Raw genomic sequence first — 25,416 nt, 5'->3', positions numbered from 1 at the left:
TACCTTGTGATGGGCTAATTTTTTTACAGCATTCAAACACATTTCTTTATATTTGATAAAAACTATCTGATGGGTGAATATCTTGCTGTCATATTAATTGTAGTGATCATCATTATTTTCAATAACCTGAATACCAAAATAAGGAAACTTGAAAAAGAAGTGTCTGATCTTCATGCTAAAATCAACAGAGATTCAGTTCCATCCGTACTTACCGGAGAAAAAAAGGAAACAGAAGAAATTGTCATTCCCCGGCCAATACAATCTCATGCCCCGGATAAAATAAACTTAAAGGAATCTCCAAATGAAGAAATTCTACCAGTTCAAAAAGACCGGCTTGCTCCTGTATTTGATTTCCTGAAACAGAATGCCCTTACCATTATCGGTATTTTCACCCTTGTTCTCGGAATCGGCTACTTTGTAAAATACGCTATAGATAAAAACTGGATCGGGGAACCTGCAAGAGCCGGAATTGGCTTCTGTACCGGAGCTGGAATTATCCTTATCGGTCATTTTCTCAGAAAAAATTACGCCACATTTGCTTCTATTATTACAGGAGGAGGAATTGCCGTACTCTACTTTACCGCTACAATAGCTTTCCGGGAATACCATCTTTTTTCCCAGAACACAGCCTTTGCCATAACAACCTTCATTACTGTTATCTCCATTGCTCTTGCTTATTATTACAAAAGTGAAGTGTTGATTATTTTCTCATTAATGGGCGGTTTTTCTGCCCCGTTGATGATCAGTACAGGACAAAGTAATTATCTTTTTCTTTTCATCTATCTGACTCTTCTCAATATCGGAATGCTTACGGCAGCTTTTCTCCGTCATTGGAAAAGTGTGGGATGGACAGCCTATATTTTTACCGGTCTCTATCTTTTTTCATGGACTGCTAACCGGCCGGAGCTTTTAAGTATTACCTTTTATATCATCAGCTATATCATCTTCTACATTTTTGCGTTGCTTGATTATTTTAGAAAAAATCTGCTCTCCACTTCAGATATTTTAATGCTCGCATTCATTAATTTTTCAAGTATTATAGGGCTTGTTTATACTTTCAACGAATTAAAGTATGAACCTGTCATTATTTTCCCGCTCATTTTTGCAGCCATCAATTCTGTTTTTCTCTTCAGAGAATACGGAAGAAAAAACTTTGGAATTTCTTATTCTGTATTTGCAGGAATCACTGCCAGCCTTATCACTATTGCCGTTGCGCTTCAGTTTAAGACCCATCTCATCACCAGTGTATGGGCTATAGAAGCAACACTTCTCCTCTTTATCTGGAAAAAAACAGGTCATACAATTTTCAAAACATTCTTTTATATTCTGTTCCCATTGGTCATTATTGCACAAATCATCACCTGGACAGAATATTTCGACATGGAAAAAATGAACATGGTTTTCAATCCTGTATTTTTAACAAGCTTAGTCACGGTAATTTCTTCCATCATTAATTTATACCTGTTAAAAAATAACGCAGCAGAAATACAGAAAAAAACAAATAACTTTTTTGAAGACCTGATCACACTGGCCAGCTATGGGGTTATTTATGCTGCACTTCTTTTCGAGATCATTTATCATATCTCCGCAATGCACTGGGCAGCAATCACAAGTGTTGGATTGTTATTCAGTGTTTATTATATTTTCATCTTATTATTATTCAGAAAAACTTTGGGCATCAGAAATGATATTCAGATTATCTTGATATACGTGATTCTTTTTCTGCTGATCATTAATATCTCCACTGTCACTACATCTGTGGTTACAGCACTTTTATCAGAAAAATTACAGTCCGGCTTTTATTTACTGCATCTGCTTCAGTGGATTCCTTTTATATATGTATGTTTTAAAATCATCCCTGCTTCAGGTTTCCATAAAAATAAAATTTCATACTGGGTTCTTTCTCTGGCTATTATTACTGCTGTAAGTTGTGAACTTCATCATTCGTATGTTTTAGCAGCATCTCATGACATCCTTCATGCTTACGAAGTGAAGAAACATTTCAATATTCTTTATTTACCTATCATATGGACAGTTCTTGCCAGTATTTTCATATACCTGGGTCTGAAAAAAAATATCCCGGAATATAATAAGATCGGTTTTGCCCTTGTGGGACTTATGGTATTAAAGCTTTACGCCTATGATGTTTGGCAAATGGATAATATTTCCAGAATCAGTGCATTTATTGCTTTGGGTATTATCTTATTATTCAGTTCTTTTACATTTCAGCGACTGAAAAATATTATTAAAAATATGGTTGACAAAAAGGACGAGAATCCTGAAAATAAGGACCAATTTTAACGGTAAAACTTTTTATTTATAAATAAAACTCAAAACAATTCAATATTTCATTCACATTTTATAAAAAATAACTATATTTATCACGTTTTTAATATTTACATTTCTGATTATGAAAAAATTACTCTATTCTTTTTTAATATTGTCTTCTGCAACTTTGTTTGCACAACAAAAAAATCCTTCTGTAAAGTTTGCAGTAGCTGACAACGTGATTGGAACAGTTGAATTGTTCAACTCATACAAAGATAAACTACAGGTTTCGAAAGTATACAATACGGCTTCGAGCCTTCCTTCGGCTTTAAAAAAATACAGTTCTGTTTTTACTAAGGGAGTAACTGAATATAAGTTTAAAAACGGAGGAAATGCTTTTGACAGAATGTCTCTGGCTGAAGTAAATGTTCAGTACAAACTTCCGGAAGACAATCCTGTATTGATTGAAGGATATGAATTTACGGATCCTAAAAACACACAAATCTATCCACAAATTAACAAAAGAACGGAGATCAAAGATTACAACGGTAAGAAAACCCTGTTTATCTATACTACCGGCGGGTAATTTATCAAAATAAAAAAAAGGATGCTGTCTTTACAGTATCCTTTTTTATGTTTTAATATTTATTATTCCATTTTTTCTTAAGCTCTTCGTAGATTTTCTTTTCAGTGGAATTGTTCCCGGGCTCATAAAGCTTCACGTCTTTAATTTCCTGAGGAAGAAAATCCTGTTCTACAAAGTTTCCTTCATAGGAATGGGCATATTTATATTCTTTCCCGTAATCCAGATCTTTCATCAGCTTTGTGGGAGCATTCCTTAAATGAAGCGGTACAGGCAGGTTTCCGGTTTGTTTCACCAATGCCAATGCATCATTAATAGCCATATAAGCGGAATTACTCTTGGGGGATACCGCCAGATAAACAACCGTTTCACTTAATATGATCCTTGCTTCCGGATTCCCGATCACATTCACAGCCTGAAAGCAGTTATTTGCAATCACCAGAGCATTAGGATTGGCCAGTCCTATATCTTCAGCTGCCAGAATAAGCATTCTTCTTGCAATAAATTTGATATCTTCACCTCCGGCAATCATTCTTGCCAGCCAGTAGACGGCACCATTCGGATCACTTCCTCTCATAGATTTGATAAAAGCCGAAATAATATCATAATGCTGCTCTCCGTTTTTGTCATAAAGCGCCATCGTTTCCTGAAGTACTTCAAGAACATCGGAATTAATGATTTCAACTGTATCTGAATTTTTATACTGATTCAAAACCAGTTCCACGGAATTGATCAGCTTTCTGGCATCTCCTCCCGAATATTGAATGAAAGCTTCTTTTTCAAGAATTTTAAACTGCGTTCCTTCATCCTTATTGTATCTTTCAGAAGCAATATCAATAAGTTCTTCCAGCTTTTCATAGCTCAAGGCTTTCAGAATATATACCTGACTTCTCGAAAGTAGTGCAGAAACCACCTCAAAGCTTGGATTTTCTGTAGTAGCTCCTATTAAAACAATCCAGCCTTTCTCTACAGCGTGCAGCAAAGAATCCTGCTGGGATTTATTGAAACGGTGAATTTCATCAATGAACAGGATGGGTGATTTTCCTGAAAACAAATTCTGCTTCTTTGCGTCTTCAATAACGTCCCGTACATCTTTCACTCCTGAAGAAACCGCTGAAAGCTTATAGAATTTTCTCCCCGACTGCTCTGAAATAATCTCTGCCAGCGTAGTTTTCCCTGTACCCGGAGGCCCCCAAAAGATCAGTGAATTCAGGGTATTGTTTTCGATCATCTTTCTGATCGTTCCTTTTTCGCCGGTAAGATGCTCCTGCCCCAGTACATCGGTAAGGGTTTTCGGTCTTAATTTTTCAGCTAATGGAATATTTTGATTCAAGATAATTTTATTTTTTAAGATCAATCATTCAGATTTCTATGCTCTGAAACTTATAACAAAATTAAACTAATTTTAATTTTTTTACCCTATTTTTGCATTGTTTTGAAACTTACATTCAATAAAATCATTACATTTCCTTTGGTAATTCTGATCAAATTTTACCAATGGTTTATTTCGCCCATACTTCCCAAAAACTGCCGTTATGAACCTACCTGCTCTCATTATATGCTGGAGTCACTCAGAGTTCATGGTTTATTCAAAGGTTTCTGGCTGGGATTCAGGAGGATCTTAAGATGCCATCCCTGGGGAGGAAGCGGTTACGACCCTGTACCTTCCAAACATAAACATTAATAATCAAACTATTAAATCAATAGAAATATGAGTAATATTTTTTTCAGAATTTACCTTGTACTTTTTGCATTGATCACTCAATGTCTTATGGCACAGGAATACCCTGGAGGCTTATCTGACGGTACTTTAGATATCAACGGGAACAATATTCCGGTAAAGATCTACTCTACTACGGAATTAGGTGATCTCAGCGCTTTTCCGGACAGAGCCATCAATAATAATGTGGTAGTGATCCTTAACGAATCTAATTTTGAACCTGCTTATTATAATTTCGGAGCTTCAACGCTATCAAGGTTCAGGGATTCAAAATATCAGTTTTTTGATAAAAATTTTAAACTGATAGACACTCCTGTAACCAAGGATAATATTACAACATTCAAATATGCTGTAAAATCGGCAAAACCGATCACCGATTCTGACAAAGTAGAGCTTGAAACCCCATTTAAGATCTGGGATCCGTCAAAAGGGCTACAACTAGGACCCGTTACTCTTCATTTCTATAGTCTGATGTTTGTGTTTGCGTTTGGTTTCGGATATGTTTTAATGAACAGGATATTCAAAATCGATAATGTAAATCAAAAATACCTGGAGCCTCTTTTTACCTGGACATTGATAGGTACAATCCTTGGGGCAAGGCTGGGACATGTTATTTTTTATCAGCCTGAGTTGTTTAAAGAAGATGTCTGGAGTGTTTTTTTACCGATAAGTACGAAAAACGGTCTTAAATTCACAGGATTTTCAGGATTAGCCAGCCATGGAGCAACCATTGCACTGATCTTTACAACACTGTATTATTCATTTAAGATTATCAAAAAGAATCCTTTCTGGGTATATGACAGATTGGGGATTGTAGTGGCTTTAGGTGGCGCCTTTGTAAGAATGGGGAACTTTTTCAATTCTGAAATTGTAGGAAAACCTGCAGATCCCAACTCTCCGTTTGCTTTACTTTTTCCTCAGCAGAGCAGTGAATACGGTCTTACCGTACCACGTTACCCAAGCCAGCTGTTTGAAGCCGTAGGGTATGTTGCTCTTTTCATTCTGCTATGGGTTTTATATAGAAAAACGGATAAAAAATACCAGCAGGGATGGTTATTCGGGTTGTTTTTTATCATTCTCTGGGCCATCAGATTCTTTGTAGAATTCCTGAAAGAACCACAGGGGGATGAATTTATCCAGATCGGTAATTTAAATACAGGACAGGTTCTTTCTATTCCGTTTATGATTGCCGGAGTGATTATTATGGTGATCTCCAAAAAGTTTAAAATTACCCAGGCAGAAAACGAAAAACCTGAATAATTTTTCACATAAAAAGCAAAAAAAGAAAGCTTGATTTTTAGAATAAAAAAGACAAATTTGTATGATACAGATTTGTCTTTTTTTATACTTTGTAAAATTGATTTCCTGCTGACACCACCCCGTCAAAAATTCTTTGAATTTTTGCCACCCCTCCGGAGGAGGGGAATGTTACGTCTTCAGTTGTGATGTTTGTTGACCTTGTAGATTTCCAAGATACCCATAATGTATTGAGCTTAAACACTTTAATCTGCGTAATCTGCAGGATCAGCGAGAAATTTAAATTACCACGAGTACACTCATTATTATATTCTATGTTTCTGTCTTTATAAATTATTCTAGCATTCGTGGCAATAAAACAACATGAAAGGAATAAATCCACATTCTGTTAATAGCTTTGATATTATAGATTTCTTACGGATTTTCTGTTCAATTCCTGAAACACTGTTCCCAGTTCATCAATCACATCCGTAGGAAGCATTGCTTCTTTTGAATGTTTTTCAGAAGCAAGATCAGCAGCTCTTCCATGCAGCCATACTCCCAAAATACAGGTCTGCTCACCGGAATACCTCTGTGATGAAAGTGAAGTAAGGATTCCGGTGAGAATATCACCGCTTCCCCCCTTGGCAAGCCCCGCATTACCTGTAATATTGTAGTAAACGTTTCTATCCGGAGTAATAATCTGTGTGTGATGATCTTTCAGAATGATGTAAATATTCAGTTCCTGTGCTTTGTCCCGGGCCAGCTCAAGTCTTTTAAAAGAATTATCCGTACTTCCGAACAATCTTTCAAATTCTTTGGGATGGGGTGTGATGATGGACCTTTGTGGGATTAATTTCAGGTTTTTTTCATCTTTTGAAATAATATTCAATGCATCTGCATCCAGGATTAAAGGGTCTGTACGCCTTTTCAGAAAATCCAGAAGTCCTTTTTCTGTTTCCGGGTGAGTTCCTAAACCAGGCCCGATTCCGTAAGCGAAATCCTTATCTTCTTCGAATTCTGTTATAAAATCTTTTCCGCCTTTCATAAACATCGCTTCAGGGCACGAGGTCTGCAGGATTTCGTAGCCACATTCGGGAGCAATTGTAAAAGTCAGTCCTGCACCCGTCTTCAAGGCTGACCGGGTGGCTAACACTGCCGCTCCGATCTTTCCATAACTTCCTCCAACGATGACTGCTCTTCCATAGTTTCCTTTATGAGAAAAATCGGATCTGGGTTTAAAGATATTCTCAATCAGACTATCATCTATTACAAAGTATTCCGTCTGGGTTGTTTCTGAATATTCTTTGCTTAAGTTGATATCGAGAATAACTATTTCACCCGTATATTGCCCTGATTCAGGATGGAGAAAGCTTCGTTTCCAGCATTGAAAGCTTAATGTATAATCAGCCTTCAGGAGCATATCATGATCTCCAGGCATTTCATCTGCAGATAGTCCGGAGGGAATATCAACCGATATTTTAATGTTATCTTTCTGGTTCAGCTGATCAACCAGAAGTCTGTATTTCCCTTCCAGAGGTCTGGACAAACCCGTTCCAAAAAGCGCATCAATGATAATGGTTTTGTCATCAAAATAATACTGTTCAATATCGCTGAATTTTCTCACAGAAACACCCGAAAAATCCCGCAACCTTTTCAGATTAACCAAAGCATCATCAGAAAACCTGCCTTTGGGATCATCCACAAAAACATCAGCATCAAAGCCTTTGAGGTAAAGCAGTCTTGCAATCGCTAAACCGTCACCGCCATTATTTCCGTTCCCACAGAATACAACCATCTTTTTATGATTTTTACAATGGTCAGAAATCCAGTTGGCCACGGCCATAGAAGCTCTTTCCATGAGTTGAACGGAAGAAACAGGTTCATGAGAAATGGTAAACTGATCCCAGCTGCGTATTTGTTCTGCGGTAAATATTTTCATAGAGTGATCAAACTTTTAAGCAAATTACAAAAGATTTTTCATTACAATGTGACCTCAACAATAAAATTATAATACGATCATGAATGGATTAATGAATGAAAGCAAACGATAAATACTATTAAAGGAGATTGTATTATTTTAGAATAAAAATCTATCTTTTTTAAATAAAAAACGATAAAAATTGATGTTTTTTACATTTTTTAGTTATATTTTTGTGTATATAACTAATTAAAAAAATATAAATTATGGGATTTGTCAAAGAATTTAAAGAGTTTGCCTTCAAGGGTAATGTTCTTGATCTGGCTGTCGGTGTGATCATTGGAGCGGCATTTGGTAAAATTGTTTCATCTTTAGTGGAAGATGTGATTACGCCTCTGATCTTAAACCCTGCTTTAAAAGCCGCAGGTGCAGAAAACATTGCCAAGCTTACGTGGAACGGGGTTGCTTATGGAAATTTCCTTTCAGCAGTAATCAGTTTCCTTTGTATTGCCATGGTACTTTTCTGGATCATTAAACTAGCCAATAAGGTCAACAAAAAAGATGCTCCAGCTCCTGCAGGACCTACTGAAGATCAGAAATTACTGACAGAGATCAGAGATTTATTGAAAAGTAAAAACAATCTATAATCTAATTGATTCCAACAGTTTACAATAAAAAAGCACCTCTTTTTGAGGTGCTTTTGTTGTATTGTTTCATTCTGCTAATGAATTTGTAAAATACTTGAAATCTGTTCAGCCAGGGAAAGCCCGATTCTGTCCTGTGCTTCAAGAGTAGAAGCTCCTGTATGAGGGGTAAGAGAGATCTTGGAGTGATTAAGGATTTCTTTAGAGGGTGTAGGCTCATTGATGAAAACATCCAATCCTGCAAATCTTACTTTACCGGAATCAAGTGCTGCTATTAAAGCTGCTTCATCAATAACTCCACCTCTGGAACAATTGACAATCGCCACTCCATCCTTCATTATATCAAACTCATTCTGACCGATCATATAACCGTCTTTCTGAGCAGGAACATGCAGGGTAATAAAGTCCGAATGTTTCAGGACATCCTGTAACGGCTCAGTTTCGATATCAACATTGATAAACTGATTGTTATAGAACTTCACTTTGATGCTTGCTCTTCCTACATTATTATCTGCAGCCACAACTCTCATTCCAAGTCCCAGGGCAATTCTGGCAACCTCCTGCCCGATTCTTCCCATTCCGATGATTCCGATGGTTTTTCCTCTCAACTCAATTCCCGCAGCATATGCTTTTTTAAGTCCGGCAAACTCGGTATCTCCTACTAAAGGCATTTTTCTGTTTGAATCCTGAAGGAATCTGGCACCTGAGAACAAATGCGCAAAAACAAGCTCTGCTACCGATTCTGAAGAAGCCGAAGGCGTATTGATCACATGAATCCCTTTTTCTCTTGCATAGTCTACATCAATATTATCCATTCCTACCCCTCCTCTTCCGATAATACCAAGCGAAGGACAGTTGTCTATAATATCTTTTCTTACCTGGGTAGCACTTCTCACCAATAGGGTACGGATCTTATGCTCATTAATATAATCTACCAAAAACTCCTGCGGAACTTTTGTAGTAATAACCTCAAAACCTTTTTCCGTTAAGGCATCAATTCCTGATTGATCAAGGCCGTCGTTTGCTAAAACTTTCATAAATACATCTATAATTAAAAATTAAAAGATTTAAAAATCAATGGAACGGGTTCACATTTAATCTTTAAATCTTTGAATGATATTTGTTATTCTCCATCTTCTCTGAAGACTTCAATAGTTACTTGTTTTTCTACCAGATCCGTAAATCTGCCTTTGTATCTTGTAGCTCTTACCAGGTGGTTGTCTATCCAGTGATAATTTCCCCCTCTCGGTTTGCCGCAAAGCACGCTGTGGTATTTGAAACCATGCTTATCCAGCCAGTCTATTGTGATTTGTTTCAGATTTTCGGTTCTTGAAGTGAAGAAGCAAATCTGGTGGCCTTCGTCATACCATTTGTTAATAGTTTCCAGAGCATCCGGATAAGGTTCACAGGTAACCATTCTTTCCGGTTCTTCGTTCGGAACATCATCAGTAATGGTTCCGTCAATATCGATTAGGTAATTTTTTACTCCATCCTTCAGAATGGGACTAATGTGTTCTATGTACTCTAACTCCATCATTAAATATTAAGTAACAAAGTTAGCACTTTTACAACTATCAGGCTCATTAAACTTAGTTTATGTTAAAATTTTACTATAAAAACCACTATTCATTAAATAATATAAATATTTTATTCATTATTTTAATGGTTATTATTAAAAATTTTCATTACAGCGATTTAATTTAACCGGATAAATTCATCTGATCTCTTCTCTATTTTTATAAAAAACATGATGTTTCCCTAAAAATTTCCAAAATACATTTATTACGCTTACATTTGTAGAAATGGAAGAATTTGTAGTTTTAGTAAATCCTGAAGATGAAGTTTTGGGTCTGATGGAAAAGCAGCAGGCACACATCAATGGTCTGTTGCACCGTGCTTTTTCTGTATTTCTGTTCAACAGCAAAGGAGAAATGCTTCTTCAGAAAAGAGCTTCCGGAAAATACCATTCTCCTAGCCAATGGACCAATGCCGTATGCTCACATCCCAGAGAAGGCGAAACATATCTGGCCGGCGCCACACGCAGACTGAAAGAAGAACTGGGAATTGAAACGGAACTTTCTGAAAAATTCAGCTTTATCTACAAAGCAGATGTAGGCGGTGGTCTTTGGGAGCACGAGCTTGACCATGTTTTTGTAGGAAATCATGAAGCTGATTTCAATTTAAACAAAGAAGAAGTAGAGGAAGTAAGATTCATATCTCCTGAAGATCTGGATCAGGAAATTGCTGAACACCCTGAAAACTTTACGGAATGGTTTAAGATCATTCTTGAAGAATATAAACACCATTTTTAATAATGAAAAAATTCCTTCTTTTTTCTGCCTTAGTATCAGGAAGCCTGTTTTTGGCTCAAAAAGGTAAGGTGTATGAAAGCCCGAACTATACCATCAATGTTCCTGAAGGCTGGAAATCTACCAATGACAGCGAGATTGTCAATATTTTCCCTAGCAACGAAATCGGGGCCATCACCATTTCTGAATATCATGATCTTAATCTTCCCAAAGCCGAAACGAAGAAATTCATCCTGGCCTTGTACAAGTCTGAAGATGCGGAAAACAAAGTAAAAGAAAATAAAAGCAAAAAAGGATTTACGGAATATTATTACGAATATTTTGATCCGAAAGAAAAACTATTCTGGATTACCAGAGCCTTTCAGAAAGATAAGGAGCTGTATCTGGTGACCATCAACTGTGGCCAGAAATTCTGGAACGGAAACTATATGACCCTATTCAATGAGACTTTCAACAGTTTTAAAATAAAGAAATAAAAATTAAATATGAAGAAAACAGCATTGTACGACAAACATGTTTCTTTGGGAGCTAAGATCGTACCTTTCGCAGGTTTTGAGATGCCTGTACAATATTCGGGAGTAACGGAAGAGCACTTTGCAGTAAGAGAAAAAGCCGGATTATTTGATGTTTCCCACATGGGACAGTTTTTCATCGAAGGACCGGGTTCAAAAGATCTTTTACAATATGTTACGACCAATAATGTAGATGCTCTTGAAAACGGAAAAGCTCAATACTCCTGCCTTCCGAACGAAAACGGAGGTATTGTAGACGACCTTATCGTTTACAAAATGGAAGATGACAAATATTTCGTAGTTGTGAATGCTTCCAACATAGATAAAGACTGGAATCATATTTCAAAATATAATACTTTTGGTGCTAAGATGACCAACGCTTCTGATGAGATGTCGTTATTAGCCGTTCAGGGACCTAAAGCTACTGAAATTCTTCAGAAACTTACTGATGTAAATCTTTCTGAAATTCCTTACTATCATTTCACTGTAGGAAGTGTTGCAGGAGAAAATAATGTGATCATTTCAAACACGGGATATACCGGAAGCGGTGGCTTTGAGATCTATTTCAACAACGAAAGCGCTGAAAAACTTTGGGATGCTGTAATGGAAGCCGGTAAAGAAGAGGGGATTATTCCTTGCGGATTGGCTGCCAGAGATACTTTGAGACTTGAAAAAGGATTCTGTCTTTACGGAAATGACATCGATGACACCACTTCTCCAATGGAAGCCGGTTTAGGATGGATCACAAAATTCGATAAAGATTTTGTTTCTAAAGATGTTTTCGCCAAACAGAAAGAAGAAGGTGTTACCAGAAAATTAGTAGGTTTTGAACTTACTGACAAAGGTGTTCCAAGACACGACTACCCTGTTGTAGATGCTGAAGGAAACGTGATCGGGAAAGTAACTTCAGGAACCCAGTCTCCAATGAAGAAGATCGGTTTAGGTCTTGCGTATGTAGACAAGCCTCACTTCAAATTAGGTTCTGAGATTTTTATCCAGGTAAGAAATAAGAACATTCCTGCAAAAGTGGTGAAAGCTCCTTTTGTATAATAATTAGAGTTCTTTTCAATAGAGAAAGCTGTAGATATTCTGCAGCTTTTTTTATGATAAAATTTTAATTTATATTTACTTTAAACAATTATTAATGAAAAAAATAATTTTTATAGTTTCCTTACTTCTGGCATTGATTTTATATAACTATCCGGTATTTAACAGCTCAGGAATATCCTATATTCTTATTCTTTCTTGTTTTATTATTATCTGTTTTGCCGGAGCAAAGCTTTATACCTCAAACACTAAACACGATTACGACTCTATTGAAAAAGAATCAGACACATTGCAGCGTAATGATGGCGACTTTCAGTATACCAATGATGGATTTTATATAAAAAAAGAATTTATAAAATGGAATCAGATTGTAGAGGTAAATTCATTCCATATTCCTATTCTCCATAGACAGCACCAGTCCGGAATAGAAGTTATAACAGATCATAACCATTATGAGTTGAAGGATAATAATACTTCCGGAATCGAAAAATTTATAGACAAACTTTATGAAAATCTTCCTGATGGAGAGATAATTTCTGCTTCAACAAGAATGAATAACTATGGATTAAAAAAAATAAAACTATATGACAGAAATAAAACAATAAGTCATTGAAAAATAACAAAATCAGAATAAAAACCGCCATACCCAACAAGTGAATATGGCATAATATCTATTTTATAGCTAAACTATTCGTTTACACCGAAAAACTGCTGTAAAGCTTCAACATTCTTCTTATCATTCCCTACAAAAATCTCTTTATCAGTGATAAAAACAGGTCTTTTCAAAAAGGTATAGTGATCCAGCAGCAATTCTTTGAAATCTTTTTCTCCTAAAGACTTTACATCCAGACCTCTCAATTTGATCTGAGTAGATTTCCTGCTGAACAAAGCATCATACGACTTTGTCAGTTTATACATTTCTGCTAATTCTTCTTTGGTAATAGGTTCTTTTTTTATTTCTCGAAGTTCCCAGCCTGAAAGGTCAAACTGTGCTAAAATTTTTCTGCAGGTATCACATGTGTTGAGATAAAATACTTTCTTCATTGCAAATGTCTAAATCTGTTATTTTGTTAAATTTCTCTTTCATTGAAAGTTTCGTCTTTCAAAAGTAGGATTTAATCTAAAACTTTGGAAATTATTAAATAACTTTATTCAAATTTTATAAAGATGCAGAACAAGCCTATTACTTTTCAGTTTATTTCAGAGCCTTCAGATGTTAATTACGGGGGAAATGTACATGGGGGAAGCGTCATGAAATGGATTGATCAGGCTGGATATGCCTGTGCTACAACCTGGAGCGGAAATTATTCCGTAACAGTCTATGTGGGAGGAATCCGCTTTTATGAGCCTATTAAGATCGGGGAAGTAGTCAAAGTAGATGCGCAGGTGATTTATACCGGAACTTCAAGTATGCACATTGCGATCAATGTATTCTCAAGAAATCTGAAGCAGCCTACTTTTGATAAAAAGACCCACTGCATCATTGTATTCGTTGCTGTAGATGAAAACGGTAAAAAGCTTCCGGTACCCAAATGGATCCCTGAAACGGAAGAGGAAAAGCAGCAGGAAATGTATGCCAAGCGCCTGATGGAGCTGAGAACACAGATTGAAGATGAGATGAAACCGTTTTTGTAAGGTCCGGTTTCAGGAATGTGTGATCAGTAAATCTGACATTCAGAATTTAAGATCATTAAATTCATAATCCGTTGTATAACAATTCGATATTGCTTAATTTAGCGTCAACCATTCTGATATAGTATGAAAACTATTTTTACCATCACTGCACTGCTGATCATGGCATTCGCCCAAGCCCAGACCCATCGGTTCATTTATCAGCTTCAATATAAGATGGATTCTACTGAAACCCATCATGAAAAACAGAATATGATTCTTGACATTACCCCGAAAGAGGTTAAATTTTACGGTCAGGACCTGGCTATTACCGATTCTTTAAATAAAAAATTCGGGATGAATTCCAGCTATACGGATATGTCCGGACAGGTAGTGAAGAGAAAAATCAATTCCTTTGACAACGAAAATTTTATTAATATTAAACAGGGCTATTATTCTTTCAAAACAACAGACAAGATCAACTGGACCATTTCCGAAGAAACCAAAAAGGTAGAAAATTACACCCTGCAGAAAGCCACCACAAAGTTTGGAGGCAGAAGTTGGACTGCATGGTTCTCCAAAGATATTCCTTTCAATGAAGGACCTTTTAAATTCAGGGGATTACCAGGTCTTATTTTTGAAATGTCGGATGCTAAAAGTAATTTTATATATACTCTTGTTAAAAGTCAGAAACTTAAAGATGATTATTCTACACAAAATTTTGTAGAATCCAGTTTCGGAAATAAAGCTGTTCCAATTAATGAAAAACAGAAATATAAGCTGGCAATGGAGTTTTACAATGATCCTTTTGCGTTTGAGCGTAACAATTTCAGCAAGACCAATAATGACCTGAAGATTAACATCAACGGAACAGAGATCCGTACGGTGGATGAGCTGAATACACAGACTAAAAATATGCAGGAAGTCATCAGAAAATACAATAATCCTGTGGAGGTAAACAAGGCAATGCATTATCCTGTTTATTAAATACATACACAAAAAATATGATTTAAGTTTCGACTAAAGCCATAGGAATTTAATATTATAGTTGAGCGGGCTAAAGCCCGCTCCTATTGATGCTGACAGTCGATTGAATTAAAAGATATTTAACGGCAAAATCTTTTATCTTTTATCTTTATCTTTGCAGTATAAAAGGAAATGGTGTTCTTCCTTCCCCAAACCGCTTTACAAAAGCTGATGACGCCTGATTAATAGATTATTAACAGATAACTAATCAGGATTATTATGTCAAAAAATCAACGGACACTTGTTAAAAAAGCAATTTTTAATACTCATTTTTTTTTCAGAAAATTTCCGGCCTTGCCTTATATTTTTAAATGGTTAGTGATCAGTAGTATTATTGGTGCTTTGGTGGGAACGGCTTCAGCAGGCTTTCTTGTTTCTCTGGAATGGGCTACTGATTTCAGGGAAAGTCATTTGTGGCTGATCGCACTCCTTCCGGCTGCAGGTTTTCTGATCGGACTTTTGTACTATCATTGGGAAAAAGAGGTTGAAGCAGGGAATAATCTTCTGATTGATACCATTCACGACCCGAAAGCAATTATACCGTTCAAAATGGCTCCTTTCGTTTATATAGGAACAATCGTTACGCATTTTTTCGGTGGATCTGCAGGGCGTGAAGGAACAGCTCTTCAGATGGCAGGAGCTATTGCGGATCAGCTCAGCAAACCTTTTCAACTGGACAAAAATGAAAGAAGGACATTAATGATTGCAGCCATTGCGGCCGGCTTTGGCTCGGTATTCGGCACACCTCTTGCCGGAGCGGTTTTCGGACTTGAGGTTTTTCTGATCGGAAGAATCCGTTATAATGCTATCTTCCCGGCATTTGCTTCAGCAATACTGGCAGACCTGACTACTAATCTCTGGAATGTAAAGCATACCCATTATCATATTGACTTTATACCCAAACTGGAATTTTTACCAGTCCTGTATAGTATTATCGCAGGTATTGTTTTTGGGATCTGTGCTGCAGGTTTCAGCAGGATCATTCATTGGATGGGGTCTTTTTTTAAATCGAAAATTAAATACCCTCCACTTCGTCCTGTAGTGGGAGGAACCATAATAGCGCTTGCCGTTTTTGCAATGGGTACAACTCGCTATATAGGACTGGGAGTTCCGGTTATCGTAGAATCTTTTGAGAAGCAGCTTCCGTTGTATGATTTTGCTTTAAAAATGGTTTTTACCATTGTTACCCTTTCAGCAGGATTCAAAGGAGGGGAAGTTACGCCTCTGTTTTTCATTGGCGCCACGCTGGGCAGCGCTTTATCTCTGTTTATTCCGTTACCTTTCGGATTATTGGCAGGGATGGGTTTTGTTGCTGTATTTGCCGGTGCAACAAATACTCCTCTCGCCTGTATGCTCATGGGAATTGAGCTGTTTGGTTCCGAATGCGGAGTGTATATAGCCATTGCCTGTGTGGTATCTTATCTTCTTTCCGGCCACAACAGCATTTATACCCGGCAAAAGATCGGGGAAGCGAAGAACCGGAGATATGAAAGCCAACAGGAGAAATCGATTTCGGAATTTTTATAATGCCGTTGTGATTACCACCCCGTCAAAAATTCTTTGAATTTTTGCCACCCCTCCGGAGGATGGGAATTGTTGTACTTTGGAAAGCTATCATCAATGGAATAAATTGTATGACTTATCATTAATTTCAACACTAACAATCCTCTTTTCCCATCACACATTCTCTTTACTCCCTTGCCTTAAACTCCCAACTATAATTCGTACTTTTACGCTATGTTTGATTACCGATTAAAAGTTTTCCATACGGTGGCATCCAGGCTTAGCTTTACAAAAGCATCCGAGGAGCTTCATATTTCCCAGCCTGCTGTCACAAAACATATCAAAGAGATTGAAATTCAGGTAGGATCTAAATTATTTGACCGCAAAGGTACTTCTATCCAGCTTACCCGGAGTGGAAAGATTCTTTATGAATATGCTGAAAAGATCAGAAATATCTATCGTGACCTGGAGTTTGAAATCGGCCAGATCAACCAACAGCACAAGGGAAAACTGATTATCGGAGCAAGTACTACTGTTGCCCAGTATATTTTACCGGAAATTTTAGCCAAATTCAACAGCTATTATAAAGATATCAAAATTGAGCTTCTTACAGGGAACACTGAGACGGTTTCAGCTCTTTTAAAGGAAGAGAAAGTAGACCTGGGAATTATTGAGGGTGAATCCCAGTCTTCTTATTTTGATTATAAAACATTTAAGGCAGATGAAATTGTATTGGCGGCAAAGTCAGATCATTCGCTGGCCCATAAAACTTTACAACTAAAAGATCTGTATGACCTTGATCTGATCTTCCGTGAACCGGGTTCCGGAACTCTTGAGTTTATACAAAACCGTTTAAAGGAGAAAGGAATCAACACCAACGAACTGAATACTGTCATGCAGCTGGGAAGCAGTGAAAGTATCAAAAACTACCTTCTTCATTCTGATGCAATGGCTTTTCTTTCCATCAGCACTATTGTCAATGAATTAAAAAATAACAGTCTGGCCATTGTTGACATTAAAAACTTCAGCATTGAAAGGGATTTTCATTTTATTCTTCCTAAAGGGGAACAGTCTGAACTGATCAGCCTTTTCCTGAGATTTGCAGAATGAGTTCCAGGCAGTAAGCAGTAAGCAAAGATATAACTTATAGTTATCTTATATAACAAAATGCGATCTATTTTGTAATACTATATTCCGGACCTTTGGTGCAGATTTTAAAAGTTCGCATTATGAAAGATTTCATTCAGAATGAAATGGCCCGGAAAATAATTTTTATAGTATTGGCGGTTTTATGTTTAACTCCATTTATATCTTCTCCCATAGCCCTTGCATTAGGTTTTGCGTTGGCGGTTTTTATCGGAAATCCTTTTGAAAGGCACCTGCATAAATATATCCATCTGCTGCTTCAGATTTCTATTGTCGGGTTAGGATTCGGATTAAAGTTAGATGAGGCTCTTCACGCCGGAAAAACGGGATTGATGCTTACTGTTGTTAGTATTGTAACCGTAATGGTTCTCGGTTATTTTTTAGGGAAGATATTCAAACTGGAGAGACCGCTGTCTTACCTTCTCTCTGCAGGAACGGCTATTTGTGGCGGAAGTGCCATTGCTGCAGTATCTCCTATCATTAAGCCAAATACAAAGCAGATATCTCTGGCATTGGCAATTGTGTTTACTTTAAATTCCATTGCTTTATTCATTTATCCAGCTATCGGGCACCTGCTGAATCTTTCACAGGAACAGTTTGGGTTGTGGTGTGCTGTGGGAATTCATGACACCAGTTCTGTAGTGGGGGCTGCCGGCAAATACGGCGATGAAGCTCTGAAAGTTGCCACCACGGTAAAACTTGCCCGTGCTTTATGGATCATCCCGGTATCACTGATTACCATGTTTATTTTTAAAAGTAAGGATTCGAAGATCAAAATCCCCTGGTTTATCGGTTATTTTATCATTGCAATTTTGCTAAACACTTATTTCCCTGTCCTTGACCGTTTCAGCAGTTCGATCACTGTTCTGGCAAAATCCGGATTGAATCTTACTTTATTTTTCATTGGCTCTACCCTGTCCATCCAGACCTTGAAAACAATAGGTACTAAGCCTCTACTGACGGCGATACTCCTTTGGGTAACCATCAGTGTCGGAAGTCTCCTTTACATTATCCGCTAAAAGCAGCAGCACCCTCTTGAAATCAAAAGGGTGCTGCCTATTAAATGTGGAAATGTTTATTTCATAAGTGAAGTAATAATTTATATAGCTGCTTCACCACAAGTATATACCTGCGGGCAAGCTATATATTCAATACAATATTTAGGTCCTGTTACAGCTCCTGAGCAGCTGCATCCGCAAAGGGACAGATCTATTTCAATATTTGCCCAGCTGTCAAGACCTCCGGTGATATTTTTAAGCTCTTCCTTTCTTAGTTTTTTAGCATTTTTCATAATGTTCACGTGAATTAGTTTTGGTTAAACAATATAGTTTTAGTTACTTCCCAAAGTTAAACAAATATTAAATATACGCAACAAAATTCAATACAAATTTTAATAATATATTGATTTTAACCTTATTAATCTATTCAAAATCCGAAATCAATTATTTTCATTTATTAAACAAATTTAAAATCCTCCTATAATTCAAGGTACTTTTTATGGTTTCGGATAGGATGAGCGTGAAAGGCGGAAGCTTTAAGAAGGAGGTTGAAAGTTACTATTGAACTAACTACTTCTGATAGTTTTTTAACTAAACTTCAATACCTTTCTTTCTAAAAAAAAACCTCCCGGTTTCCCGAAAGGTTGATATTAATAAGATTATTTTACGATTAGCAGGTCATTACCTGAAGACATCTTTTATAGTTTATACAATATGAAGGACCTGTTACGGCTCCTGTACAGCTGCACCCACAAAGAGACAGATCCGGGGTACCGCTTATTCCCCCTACAATATTTTTAAGGTTATCTCTTTCAAGTTTTTTTGCATTTTTAAAAATTTTCTGTGACATGATGATTTGATTTTTAGTTAAACAATTTAATTAGTTAGCTTATTTTCATATCATTAGAACGTAATTAATTCATAATTATTTTATTCGGTAAACTCAAGATCCCTGTCGTGAGTTTCTGAAATGGTAAGTGATGAATAAAAGGCAAGCCCGAAAACTACTACTCCTACAATAGCTGCGCTTTCAACAACAGAAAAGCTTCCTTTGAAAAAATCAAAAGCAAGAATCATGACAGGCACCAGTCCTCTGACCATATTCGGAACGGTTGTTGTTGCCGTATTTCTGATATTGGTTCCAAACTGTTCCGCAGCCAAGGTAACAAACATAGCCCAGTAACCTGTACCAAAGCCCAGCCATACACAAAACAGGTAATATTTGGTCTCGGTATTGGTATTACCGAACAACATGACTGCCACCCCAATTAACGTAAAAATCAGCATGTAGAAAATGGCCATTTTACGGGATTTTAAGGCATGGGAAATAAAACCGCTCAGCAGGTCACCGACAGAAATCCCCACATAGGCCCACATAATTGCTTTTCCGGGATTGATATCCGTGATGCCCAGTTCAGGAGCAAATTGGTTCGCTAAAACAGCCAGAATGCCTATACAATACCAGGTGGGTAATCCTACTGCTATACATTTTAAATATCTTACCAGCCTGTCTTTATTGGTAAAAAAGGACAGAAAGTTTCCTTTTGATACATTTTTATGTTCCAGATTTTTATAAATCCCGGATTCCGAAACACTTACCCTGAGCACTAACAGCAGAATTCCCATCACACCGCCGATGATATAGGAGATATTCCATCCGCCGGCTAATTCTACCGTCAGTTGGGCCACAACAGCTCCCATTAACCCAAAGCCTGCTACCACCGAGGTTCCAATGGCCCGTAAACTCTTCGGGAGGCTTTCAGAAACCAGTGTAATTCCTGCTCCAAGCTCTCCTGCCAGTCCGATGCCTGCAATAAACCTTAAACCCGCATATTGATACACCAAATGCTCTTTCGGAAAATAGGGAAGAAAACCACATGCAATATTAGCTAACGAATATACCAGTATAGACCCGAAAAGTACGGAAAGCCTTCCTTTTTTATCGCCAAAAATACCCCAGAATACTCCTCCGATAAGGAGCCCCACCATCTGACAGTTCAGAATAAAGGTTCCGTCTGCGTCCGGATTGAGCCCAAGTGCTTTTAAACTTGGTATTCTGACGATCCCGAATAAAAGGAGATCATAGATGTCAACAAAATAGCCTAAGGCAGAAATAATAACGGGAATAGAAAAAATGTACTTCAGTTTTGAAGACAGGGACAGTTCTTGCATTTTTAAGTTTTGATAAAAATAAAAAACCTTTCAATTTCTTGAAAGGTTTTTATTAAATATCTTAATGTGATTATTATCTTGCAATATTCACGGCTCTTGTTTCTCTAATTACCGTTACTTTTACCTGTCCCGGATATGTCAGTTCATTCTGGATCTTTTCAGAAATGTCGTAAGATAACTGAGACGCTACTTCATCATTTACTTTTCCGCTCTCTACCATTACTCTCAGTTCTCTACCTGCCTGGATTGCATAAGCGCTGGACACACCGTCGAAGCTTAATGCAGCAGATTCAAGATCTTTCAGTCTCTGGATATAAGATTCCAATACCTGTCTTCTTGCTCCCGGTCTTGCTCCTGAAATGGCATCGGCTACCTGAATGATCGGAGACAATAAAGACTTCATTTCAATTTCGTCGTGGTGAGCTCCGATAGCATTTACTACTTCAGGGTTTTCACCGTATTTCTCAGCCCACTGCATTCCTAATAATGCGTGTGGCAATTCCGATTCCTGCTCAGGAACTTTACCGATATCGTGTAAAAGACCTGCTCTTTTGGCTAGTTTTACATTCAGACCTAATTCAGCAGCCATCGTTGCAGCAATATTGGCAACTTCTCTTGAGTGCTGTAGTAAGTTTTGTCCGTAAGAAGAACGGTATTTCATTCTACCAACAATCTTGATCAGCTCAGGATGTAACCCGTGGATTCCTAAATCAATGATCGTTCTCTTTCCTACTTCAATGATTTCTTCTTCGATTTGTTTTCTGGTTTTCTCAACCACTTCTTCAATTCTTGCCGGGTGAATTCTACCATCCGTTACCAGTCTGTGAAGGGATAATCTTGCAATTTCTCTTCTTACAGGGTCAAAACATGAAAGAAGAATTGCTTCCGGAGTATCATCAACAATGATCTCTACTCCTGTTACGGCTTCTAAAGCACGGATATTTCTACCCTCTCTACCAATGATTCTACCTTTTACTTCATCAGATTCAATATTGAAAACAGATACTGAGTTTTCGATAGCCTGCTCGGTTCCGATTCTCTGGATCGTTTGGATAACAATTTTTCTCGCTTCATTCTTAGCGTTCATCTGAGCTTCTTCCATGATGCTCTGAACGTGTGCCTGGGCTCTTGTTTTAGCTTCAGCTCTCATTGTTTCTACCAATTCAGCCTTAGCTTCGTCAGCAGTATAATTTGAGATTTTCTCAAGAATTTCAACTTTTTTGGCAGTTGCCGTATCCAGCTCCTGCTGTTTCTTTTCCAGAATTTCATTCTTTTTAGAATAGTCTGCAATCTGCTTATCCAGATCTTTTTCTAGCTTTCCTATCTTGCTAAGCTCGTCATTCAGCTTATGTTCCTTGTCTTTAGTTCTTTTCTCAACCTCCTGCATTTTCTTTTCACGGGACTGGATGTCTGCATCATGCTGTGATTTCAGTTCCAGGAATTTTTCTTTAGCCTGAAGGTTCTTTTCTTTCTTTATGGATTCAGCCTGTACGTTAGCTTTTTCTATAAGGTTTTCGGCATTTTTCTTGGCATCATCTATGATGAATTTTGCTTTAGTATTCAGAGAGCTTCTGGAAAAAAACATTCCCACTGCGGCCCCGATTACCAAACAAACAACACCTACTATAACTTCTATCATAATGTATATTGAGTTTTAATTGTATTCATATCCTTGTTAAAAATAAAAAAGCCCACAACAATTCAGAGATTGAGAGTAAACTCCTAATCAACACGATTTGAACTGATTTCCATTGTCTGTAATCCGGAGAACCGGCACGCCATTCAATGGACATTTGTTCGGTAATTGTTTAGCGTTGAGTTTACCTTTAATGTGTTAGAATTATTGTAGGCAGTAGTTTTCAGGAAAAAAAATCTATTTCCCGATTTCATTCAACGACTGATTGATCTGTTGTAATCTTTCGTTGGTAGAATTAATATTTTTCTCGTAGTTAAGAGATACTACTTCTGCATTGGTTCCCAGTTTCAGGGCACACATTGCCAAAGCATCCTGTTTATCTCTTACATCGAAGTTCTGTTCAAAATCTTTAATCATATTCTCTATCTGCTTCCCTACTTTACGCAAAGTTTCTTCCTCTGCTGCCGGTACGTTCAGCGGATATACTCTTCCTGCAATGTTGACGGTTATTCTCCTTACCTCCATTATAATCCACTGTTTTGAAGCTGAGCAATACAGAAATCAATTTCTTTTACCAATCTGTTGATATGGTTCTTCATTAATCTATTGTGTTCAGGATTTCCTGATATTGCTGAATAAAGTTTTATATTTTTTTGTTCTTCTGCTAATACCTGATTTCTTCTTCTTTCCTCATCATACTTCTTCTTCAACTCTTCATGCTCAATATTTAATTCTGCTAAGTTTTCTGTAAGACTTTTATAGTTCTTTTGCAGAGTCGAAATTTTTCTCTCTAATTCTGAAAAATTGTTTTCTAAATCTTGAAGCATTTCAGGTTTGTATATTCTAACTAAAAGCAAAAATAAAAAAATAATAACACTAACAAAAATAAAACACTCTATATTTTGATATAACAACAAAAAAGGAGGTGCTAATGCACCTCCGTTATATTTTTAATGAAATATTTTTTATTCGAATTTCAGAACGAACATCACAGCTCTCGTCTGCAATGTAGATACTGCAGATGCCCAGTAAGGAGGTGTATTCGCATTATCAGCCACTTTTTCATTGTTCATGAAGAAAGTTCCTCTAACCGCCGGAGTCAGTTTAAATTTGTTGAAATAAAACTGAATTCCCATTTCAGCAGACCATGCAAAGTTGTGCGTGGTTGATCTGAAAATTCCCTGCTGGTTATCATCAGTAGAAGTTGCATTAGACTGAAGGTTTACAACGTAGTTTACCCCAGCAGCAACGTAAGGCCTTGAATTGTACCATCTCTGCCCGTGAAGTTCCAAAAGAACAGGAATATCAACCAAAGTAGATTTAATTTCTCTTACTTTGTCTTTTTCCTGCAACGGAATCGGCATGAAAGGAGGATTTGTTAAAGATCCGCCGGCATAGATGTCATTAGATTGCGTATTAAAAGTCAACTGTCTTTGTGCAAACTGTAAACCCGGTTCTAATCTCACATCAAGATAGTCGTTCAGTCTCCATTTTGCAATAAGCCCGGCACCGAAACTGTAACTTTCTTTAGAGGTAACAAGGTTTTGATTATCGCTCATTCCGTATCTCGGATGCAAGACGATGCGGTAGTCCAGTCTGTTCCCGTTCAAATAAAACCCCCAGCTGAATTTCTGTTCGTCGAAATCTTCCAACTTATCCATTCTGTTTCGGGTTCTGAATTGCGCATTTGCAAAAATGGCAACATTTACTGAGGTTAAAACCAGTGCTTTTAATAGAAATTTATTCATAGGTTACTTTGTTGCTTTATAAATTGTGGCTATACCTAAACTTAGTTTTTTATATTCTACTTTCTTAAATCCCGTATCTAAAAGAATTTGCTTCATCTTCTCCCCGAAAGGAAAAGCATTTACAGAATCCGGAAGGTATGTATACGCCCTATTATCTTTAGAAACCAGCCTGCCTATTGCAGGTAATATGTTTTTGAAATAAAACATATAGAATGGCCCCATGAAACCCTCAACCTTTGAAAACTCCAGTATATAAACACTTTTGTTATCTTTAACTACTCTTCTTAATTCTGCCAAACCTTTGGTAAGGTTTTCAAAATTCCTCACTCCAAATGCAACGGAAACAGCATCAAATCTATTGTCCTCGAAAGGTAAATTTTCTGCATCTCCTTTTTGCATTGAAATTTTGCCGTCTAATTTAAGTTTTTTTATTTTAATAACGCCAACATTCAGCATTTGTTGTGATAAATCTAAACCAACTACTTTAGAACCGGTTCCTTTTTCAATGGTAATGGCCAGATCTCCCGTTCCTGTAGCCACATCCAGCACTTCCTGCGGTTGATCATTTTTCATCCATCTTACCAGTTTATTTCTCCATAAAACATCAATTTTCATGGATAAAACATGGTTCAGAAGGTCATACTTAGGTGCAATGTTGTCGAACATATCCTCTACCTGGCTCTTTTTTGTAGCCTCTGAATTGTAGGGAGTAACTTTGGTGATATCTTTTGTCAAAACTTAAAACTTGTAATATTCTTTATAATAATTTAGGTAATCCTGCTTTCTGAAGATCTTAGATCTCGATTCCACTTTCTGAATGTTTTTGATTACCTTATCGTAATCTTCATCTACATTGTAATAAAAGTCTTCTGTGTAAAGCTTGTTGAAGCGTTTTGCTCCTCCGTAATAATCTTTTCCATCTATCACGGTTTTATCAAGGGCCATCAGCAACGAATCTTTCTTAAGGTTGTATCCGTAATACTGTTCGTTGACGTAGTAATCCTGGTGGGCAATATTAAGCAGCCCCCGAAGTTTATTCACTTCAAATGCCGAATCATAAAGCATTTTTTTATTCTGATCAAAAACCTGAATAGAGTTTTTCCCTTTGTTCAGATCCACATGCACGTACTGCCCCGCTGAAATGATTCCTTCTGAACCGTTATTGATTTTAAAGTAATACGTATTGGGGGTAGGATTATCTACAACATAATAATTCTTCTTGGCTAAAAAAAGGAAGTAGATCCCAAAGGCACCGATAAACGCCACAACTGCAATGAGTAAGCCTTTTAAGGACGGATTGTTTTTCATAGATTGTAAAGTACAATTTTTGCAAATT

The 25,416-nt window shown here is 37.1% G+C and carries 28 protein-coding genes and 1 riboswitch; of the genes, 14 read left to right on the top strand and 14 right to left on the bottom strand.

The window, feature by feature from the left end; translation table 11 throughout:
* The first annotated feature begins 69 nt into the window (after nucleotides 1–69).
* Nucleotides 70–2,301, top strand: coding sequence for a DUF2339 domain-containing protein (locus ACTJJF_RS16590; RefSeq protein ID WP_440700348.1), 2,232 nt, complete (start codon nucleotides 70–72; stop codon nucleotides 2,299–2,301).
* 109 nt (nucleotides 2,302–2,410) lie between these two features.
* Nucleotides 2,411–2,854: a hypothetical protein gene (locus ACTJJF_RS16585; protein ID WP_312299476.1), complete on the top strand. Its 444-nt coding sequence runs from the start codon at nucleotides 2,411–2,413 to the stop codon at nucleotides 2,852–2,854.
* A 52-nt stretch (nucleotides 2,855–2,906) separates the two neighbouring features.
* On the opposite strand, the gene ACTJJF_RS16580 is transcribed toward ACTJJF_RS16585, so the two are convergent.
* Complete coding sequence (locus ACTJJF_RS16580; protein ID WP_440700347.1) at nucleotides 2,907–4,184, bottom strand: replication-associated recombination protein A; 1,278 nt, start codon at nucleotides 4,182–4,184, stop codon at nucleotides 2,907–2,909.
* A 102-nt stretch (nucleotides 4,185–4,286) separates the two neighbouring features.
* Between ACTJJF_RS16580 and yidD the strand changes: the two genes are divergently transcribed.
* A complete protein-coding gene (gene yidD / locus ACTJJF_RS16575) occupies nucleotides 4,287–4,535 on the top strand; it encodes a membrane protein insertion efficiency factor YidD (protein WP_312299480.1) in 249 nt (82 codons plus the stop codon).
* Between the two features lie 447 nt (nucleotides 4,536–4,982).
* On the top strand, nucleotides 4,983–5,831 hold the full coding sequence (gene lgt, locus ACTJJF_RS16570) for a prolipoprotein diacylglyceryl transferase (protein ID WP_440700473.1): 849 nt from the start codon (nucleotides 4,983–4,985) through the stop codon (nucleotides 5,829–5,831).
* Between the two features lie 400 nt (nucleotides 5,832–6,231).
* Here lgt and ACTJJF_RS16565 read toward each other — a convergent pair whose 3' ends face one another.
* On the bottom strand, nucleotides 6,232–7,749 hold the full coding sequence (locus ACTJJF_RS16565; RefSeq protein WP_440700346.1) for an NAD(P)H-hydrate dehydratase: 1,518 nt from the start codon (nucleotides 7,747–7,749) through the stop codon (nucleotides 6,232–6,234).
* A 245-nt stretch (nucleotides 7,750–7,994) separates the two neighbouring features.
* Between ACTJJF_RS16565 and mscL the strand changes: the two genes are divergently transcribed.
* A complete protein-coding gene (mscL, locus tag ACTJJF_RS16560; protein WP_312299484.1) occupies nucleotides 7,995–8,375 on the top strand; it encodes a large conductance mechanosensitive channel protein MscL in 381 nt (126 codons plus the stop codon).
* A gap of 74 nt (nucleotides 8,376–8,449) precedes the next feature.
* Here mscL and ACTJJF_RS16555 read toward each other — a convergent pair whose 3' ends face one another.
* Both ACTJJF_RS16555 and ACTJJF_RS16550 read right to left on the bottom strand, forming a co-directional pair.
* Nucleotides 8,450–9,409, bottom strand: a complete 960-nt coding sequence (locus ACTJJF_RS16555) for a D-2-hydroxyacid dehydrogenase (RefSeq protein ID WP_440700345.1) — start codon at nucleotides 9,407–9,409, stop codon at nucleotides 8,450–8,452.
* 86 nt (nucleotides 9,410–9,495) lie between these two features.
* Nucleotides 9,496–9,906, bottom strand: coding sequence for an LNS2 domain-containing protein (locus ACTJJF_RS16550; protein ID WP_065397262.1), 411 nt, complete (start codon nucleotides 9,904–9,906; stop codon nucleotides 9,496–9,498).
* 268 nt (nucleotides 9,907–10,174) lie between these two features.
* On the opposite strand from ACTJJF_RS16550, the gene idi reads away from it, so the two are divergent.
* From idi to ACTJJF_RS16530, 4 genes are all read left to right on the top strand, one after another.
* Complete coding sequence (gene idi, locus ACTJJF_RS16545) at nucleotides 10,175–10,684, top strand: isopentenyl-diphosphate Delta-isomerase (RefSeq protein ID WP_440700344.1); 510 nt, start codon at nucleotides 10,175–10,177, stop codon at nucleotides 10,682–10,684.
* A 2-nt stretch (nucleotides 10,685–10,686) separates the two neighbouring features.
* A complete protein-coding gene (locus tag ACTJJF_RS16540; protein WP_440700343.1) occupies nucleotides 10,687–11,157 on the top strand; it encodes a hypothetical protein in 471 nt (156 codons plus the stop codon).
* A gap of 9 nt (nucleotides 11,158–11,166) precedes the next feature.
* Nucleotides 11,167–12,243 carry a glycine cleavage system aminomethyltransferase GcvT gene (gcvT, locus tag ACTJJF_RS16535; RefSeq protein ID WP_440700342.1) on the top strand — a complete coding sequence of 359 codons (1,077 nt, stop codon included), beginning with the start codon at nucleotides 11,167–11,169 and terminating at the stop codon, nucleotides 12,241–12,243.
* A 94-nt stretch (nucleotides 12,244–12,337) separates the two neighbouring features.
* Nucleotides 12,338–12,853, top strand: coding sequence for a hypothetical protein (locus tag ACTJJF_RS16530; protein WP_440700341.1), 516 nt, complete (start codon nucleotides 12,338–12,340; stop codon nucleotides 12,851–12,853).
* Between the two features lie 74 nt (nucleotides 12,854–12,927).
* On the opposite strand, the gene ACTJJF_RS16525 is transcribed toward ACTJJF_RS16530, so the two are convergent.
* Entirely contained in the window at nucleotides 12,928–13,284 is a 357-nt protein-coding gene (locus ACTJJF_RS16525; RefSeq protein WP_440700340.1) for an arsenate reductase family protein, read from the bottom strand.
* A gap of 123 nt (nucleotides 13,285–13,407) precedes the next feature.
* Between ACTJJF_RS16525 and ACTJJF_RS16520 the strand changes: the two genes are divergently transcribed.
* The 5 genes from ACTJJF_RS16520 (at nucleotide 13,408) to ACTJJF_RS16500 (ending at nucleotide 18,545) form a co-directional block, all read left to right on the top strand.
* Nucleotides 13,408–13,875 carry an acyl-CoA thioesterase gene (locus ACTJJF_RS16520; protein WP_065397256.1) on the top strand — a complete coding sequence of 156 codons (468 nt, stop codon included), beginning with the start codon at nucleotides 13,408–13,410 and terminating at the stop codon, nucleotides 13,873–13,875.
* A gap of 123 nt (nucleotides 13,876–13,998) precedes the next feature.
* A complete protein-coding gene (locus tag ACTJJF_RS16515) occupies nucleotides 13,999–14,838 on the top strand; it encodes a GLPGLI family protein (protein ID WP_440700339.1) in 840 nt (279 codons plus the stop codon).
* Between the two features lie 158 nt (nucleotides 14,839–14,996).
* Nucleotides 14,997–15,065: riboswitch (Fluoride riboswitch) on the top strand.
* A 31-nt stretch (nucleotides 15,066–15,096) separates the two neighbouring features.
* The gene (locus ACTJJF_RS16510; protein WP_440700338.1) at nucleotides 15,097–16,404 is read left to right on the top strand and encodes a voltage-gated chloride channel family protein; all 1,308 of its coding nucleotides are present in this window, start codon (nucleotides 15,097–15,099) and stop codon (nucleotides 16,402–16,404) included.
* A 210-nt stretch (nucleotides 16,405–16,614) separates the two neighbouring features.
* Nucleotides 16,615–17,490 carry a LysR substrate-binding domain-containing protein gene (locus ACTJJF_RS16505; protein ID WP_440700337.1) on the top strand — a complete coding sequence of 292 codons (876 nt, stop codon included), beginning with the start codon at nucleotides 16,615–16,617 and terminating at the stop codon, nucleotides 17,488–17,490.
* A 119-nt stretch (nucleotides 17,491–17,609) separates the two neighbouring features.
* Nucleotides 17,610–18,545 carry a YeiH family protein gene (locus ACTJJF_RS16500; RefSeq protein WP_440700336.1) on the top strand — a complete coding sequence of 312 codons (936 nt, stop codon included), beginning with the start codon at nucleotides 17,610–17,612 and terminating at the stop codon, nucleotides 18,543–18,545.
* Nucleotides 18,546–18,625: 80 nt separating this feature from the next.
* Here the strand turns inward: ACTJJF_RS16500 and ACTJJF_RS16495 are convergent, their stop codons facing one another.
* From ACTJJF_RS16495 to ACTJJF_RS16455, 9 genes are all read right to left on the bottom strand, one after another.
* Entirely contained in the window at nucleotides 18,626–18,817 is a 192-nt protein-coding gene (locus ACTJJF_RS16495; RefSeq protein WP_440700472.1) for a bacteriocin, read from the bottom strand.
* A gap of 377 nt (nucleotides 18,818–19,194) precedes the next feature.
* Entirely contained in the window at nucleotides 19,195–19,374 is a 180-nt protein-coding gene (locus ACTJJF_RS16490; RefSeq protein WP_312299510.1) for a hypothetical protein, read from the bottom strand.
* Between the two features lie 80 nt (nucleotides 19,375–19,454).
* Nucleotides 19,455–20,696, bottom strand: coding sequence for an MFS transporter (locus tag ACTJJF_RS16485; RefSeq protein WP_312299512.1), 1,242 nt, complete (start codon nucleotides 20,694–20,696; stop codon nucleotides 19,455–19,457).
* 73 nt (nucleotides 20,697–20,769) lie between these two features.
* Nucleotides 20,770–22,335 (bottom strand): ribonuclease Y, encoded by a 1,566-nt coding sequence (gene rny, locus ACTJJF_RS16480; protein WP_312299513.1) that lies wholly within the window; start codon nucleotides 22,333–22,335, stop codon nucleotides 20,770–20,772.
* Nucleotides 22,336–22,569: 234 nt separating this feature from the next.
* The gene (locus tag ACTJJF_RS16475; RefSeq protein WP_045495179.1) at nucleotides 22,570–22,857 is read right to left on the bottom strand and encodes a cell division protein ZapA; all 288 of its coding nucleotides are present in this window, start codon (nucleotides 22,855–22,857) and stop codon (nucleotides 22,570–22,572) included.
* A complete protein-coding gene (locus ACTJJF_RS16470; RefSeq protein WP_065393881.1) occupies nucleotides 22,857–23,159 on the bottom strand; it encodes a hypothetical protein in 303 nt (100 codons plus the stop codon). The genes ACTJJF_RS16475 and ACTJJF_RS16470 overlap by 1 nt, the downstream gene beginning before the upstream one ends.
* A gap of 138 nt (nucleotides 23,160–23,297) precedes the next feature.
* Nucleotides 23,298–24,080, bottom strand: a complete 783-nt coding sequence (locus tag ACTJJF_RS16465; protein ID WP_065397250.1) for a porin family protein — start codon at nucleotides 24,078–24,080, stop codon at nucleotides 23,298–23,300.
* 3 nt (nucleotides 24,081–24,083) lie between these two features.
* Nucleotides 24,084–24,815 carry a bifunctional demethylmenaquinone methyltransferase/2-methoxy-6-polyprenyl-1,4-benzoquinol methylase UbiE gene (gene ubiE, locus ACTJJF_RS16460; protein WP_065397249.1) on the bottom strand — a complete coding sequence of 244 codons (732 nt, stop codon included), beginning with the start codon at nucleotides 24,813–24,815 and terminating at the stop codon, nucleotides 24,084–24,086.
* A gap of 3 nt (nucleotides 24,816–24,818) precedes the next feature.
* Nucleotides 24,819–25,388, bottom strand: coding sequence for a hypothetical protein (locus ACTJJF_RS16455; protein WP_440700335.1), 570 nt, complete (start codon nucleotides 25,386–25,388; stop codon nucleotides 24,819–24,821).
* Nucleotides 25,389–25,416 lie beyond the last annotated feature (28 nt).

Source organism: Chryseobacterium sp. 22458, from assembly GCF_052044975.1.
In the GTDB taxonomy this organism is placed as follows: Bacteria; Bacteroidota; Bacteroidia; order Flavobacteriales; family Weeksellaceae; genus Chryseobacterium.
Note: the sequence above shows the minus strand (reverse complement) of the source record. Positions and strands in the feature narration are given on the sequence as shown.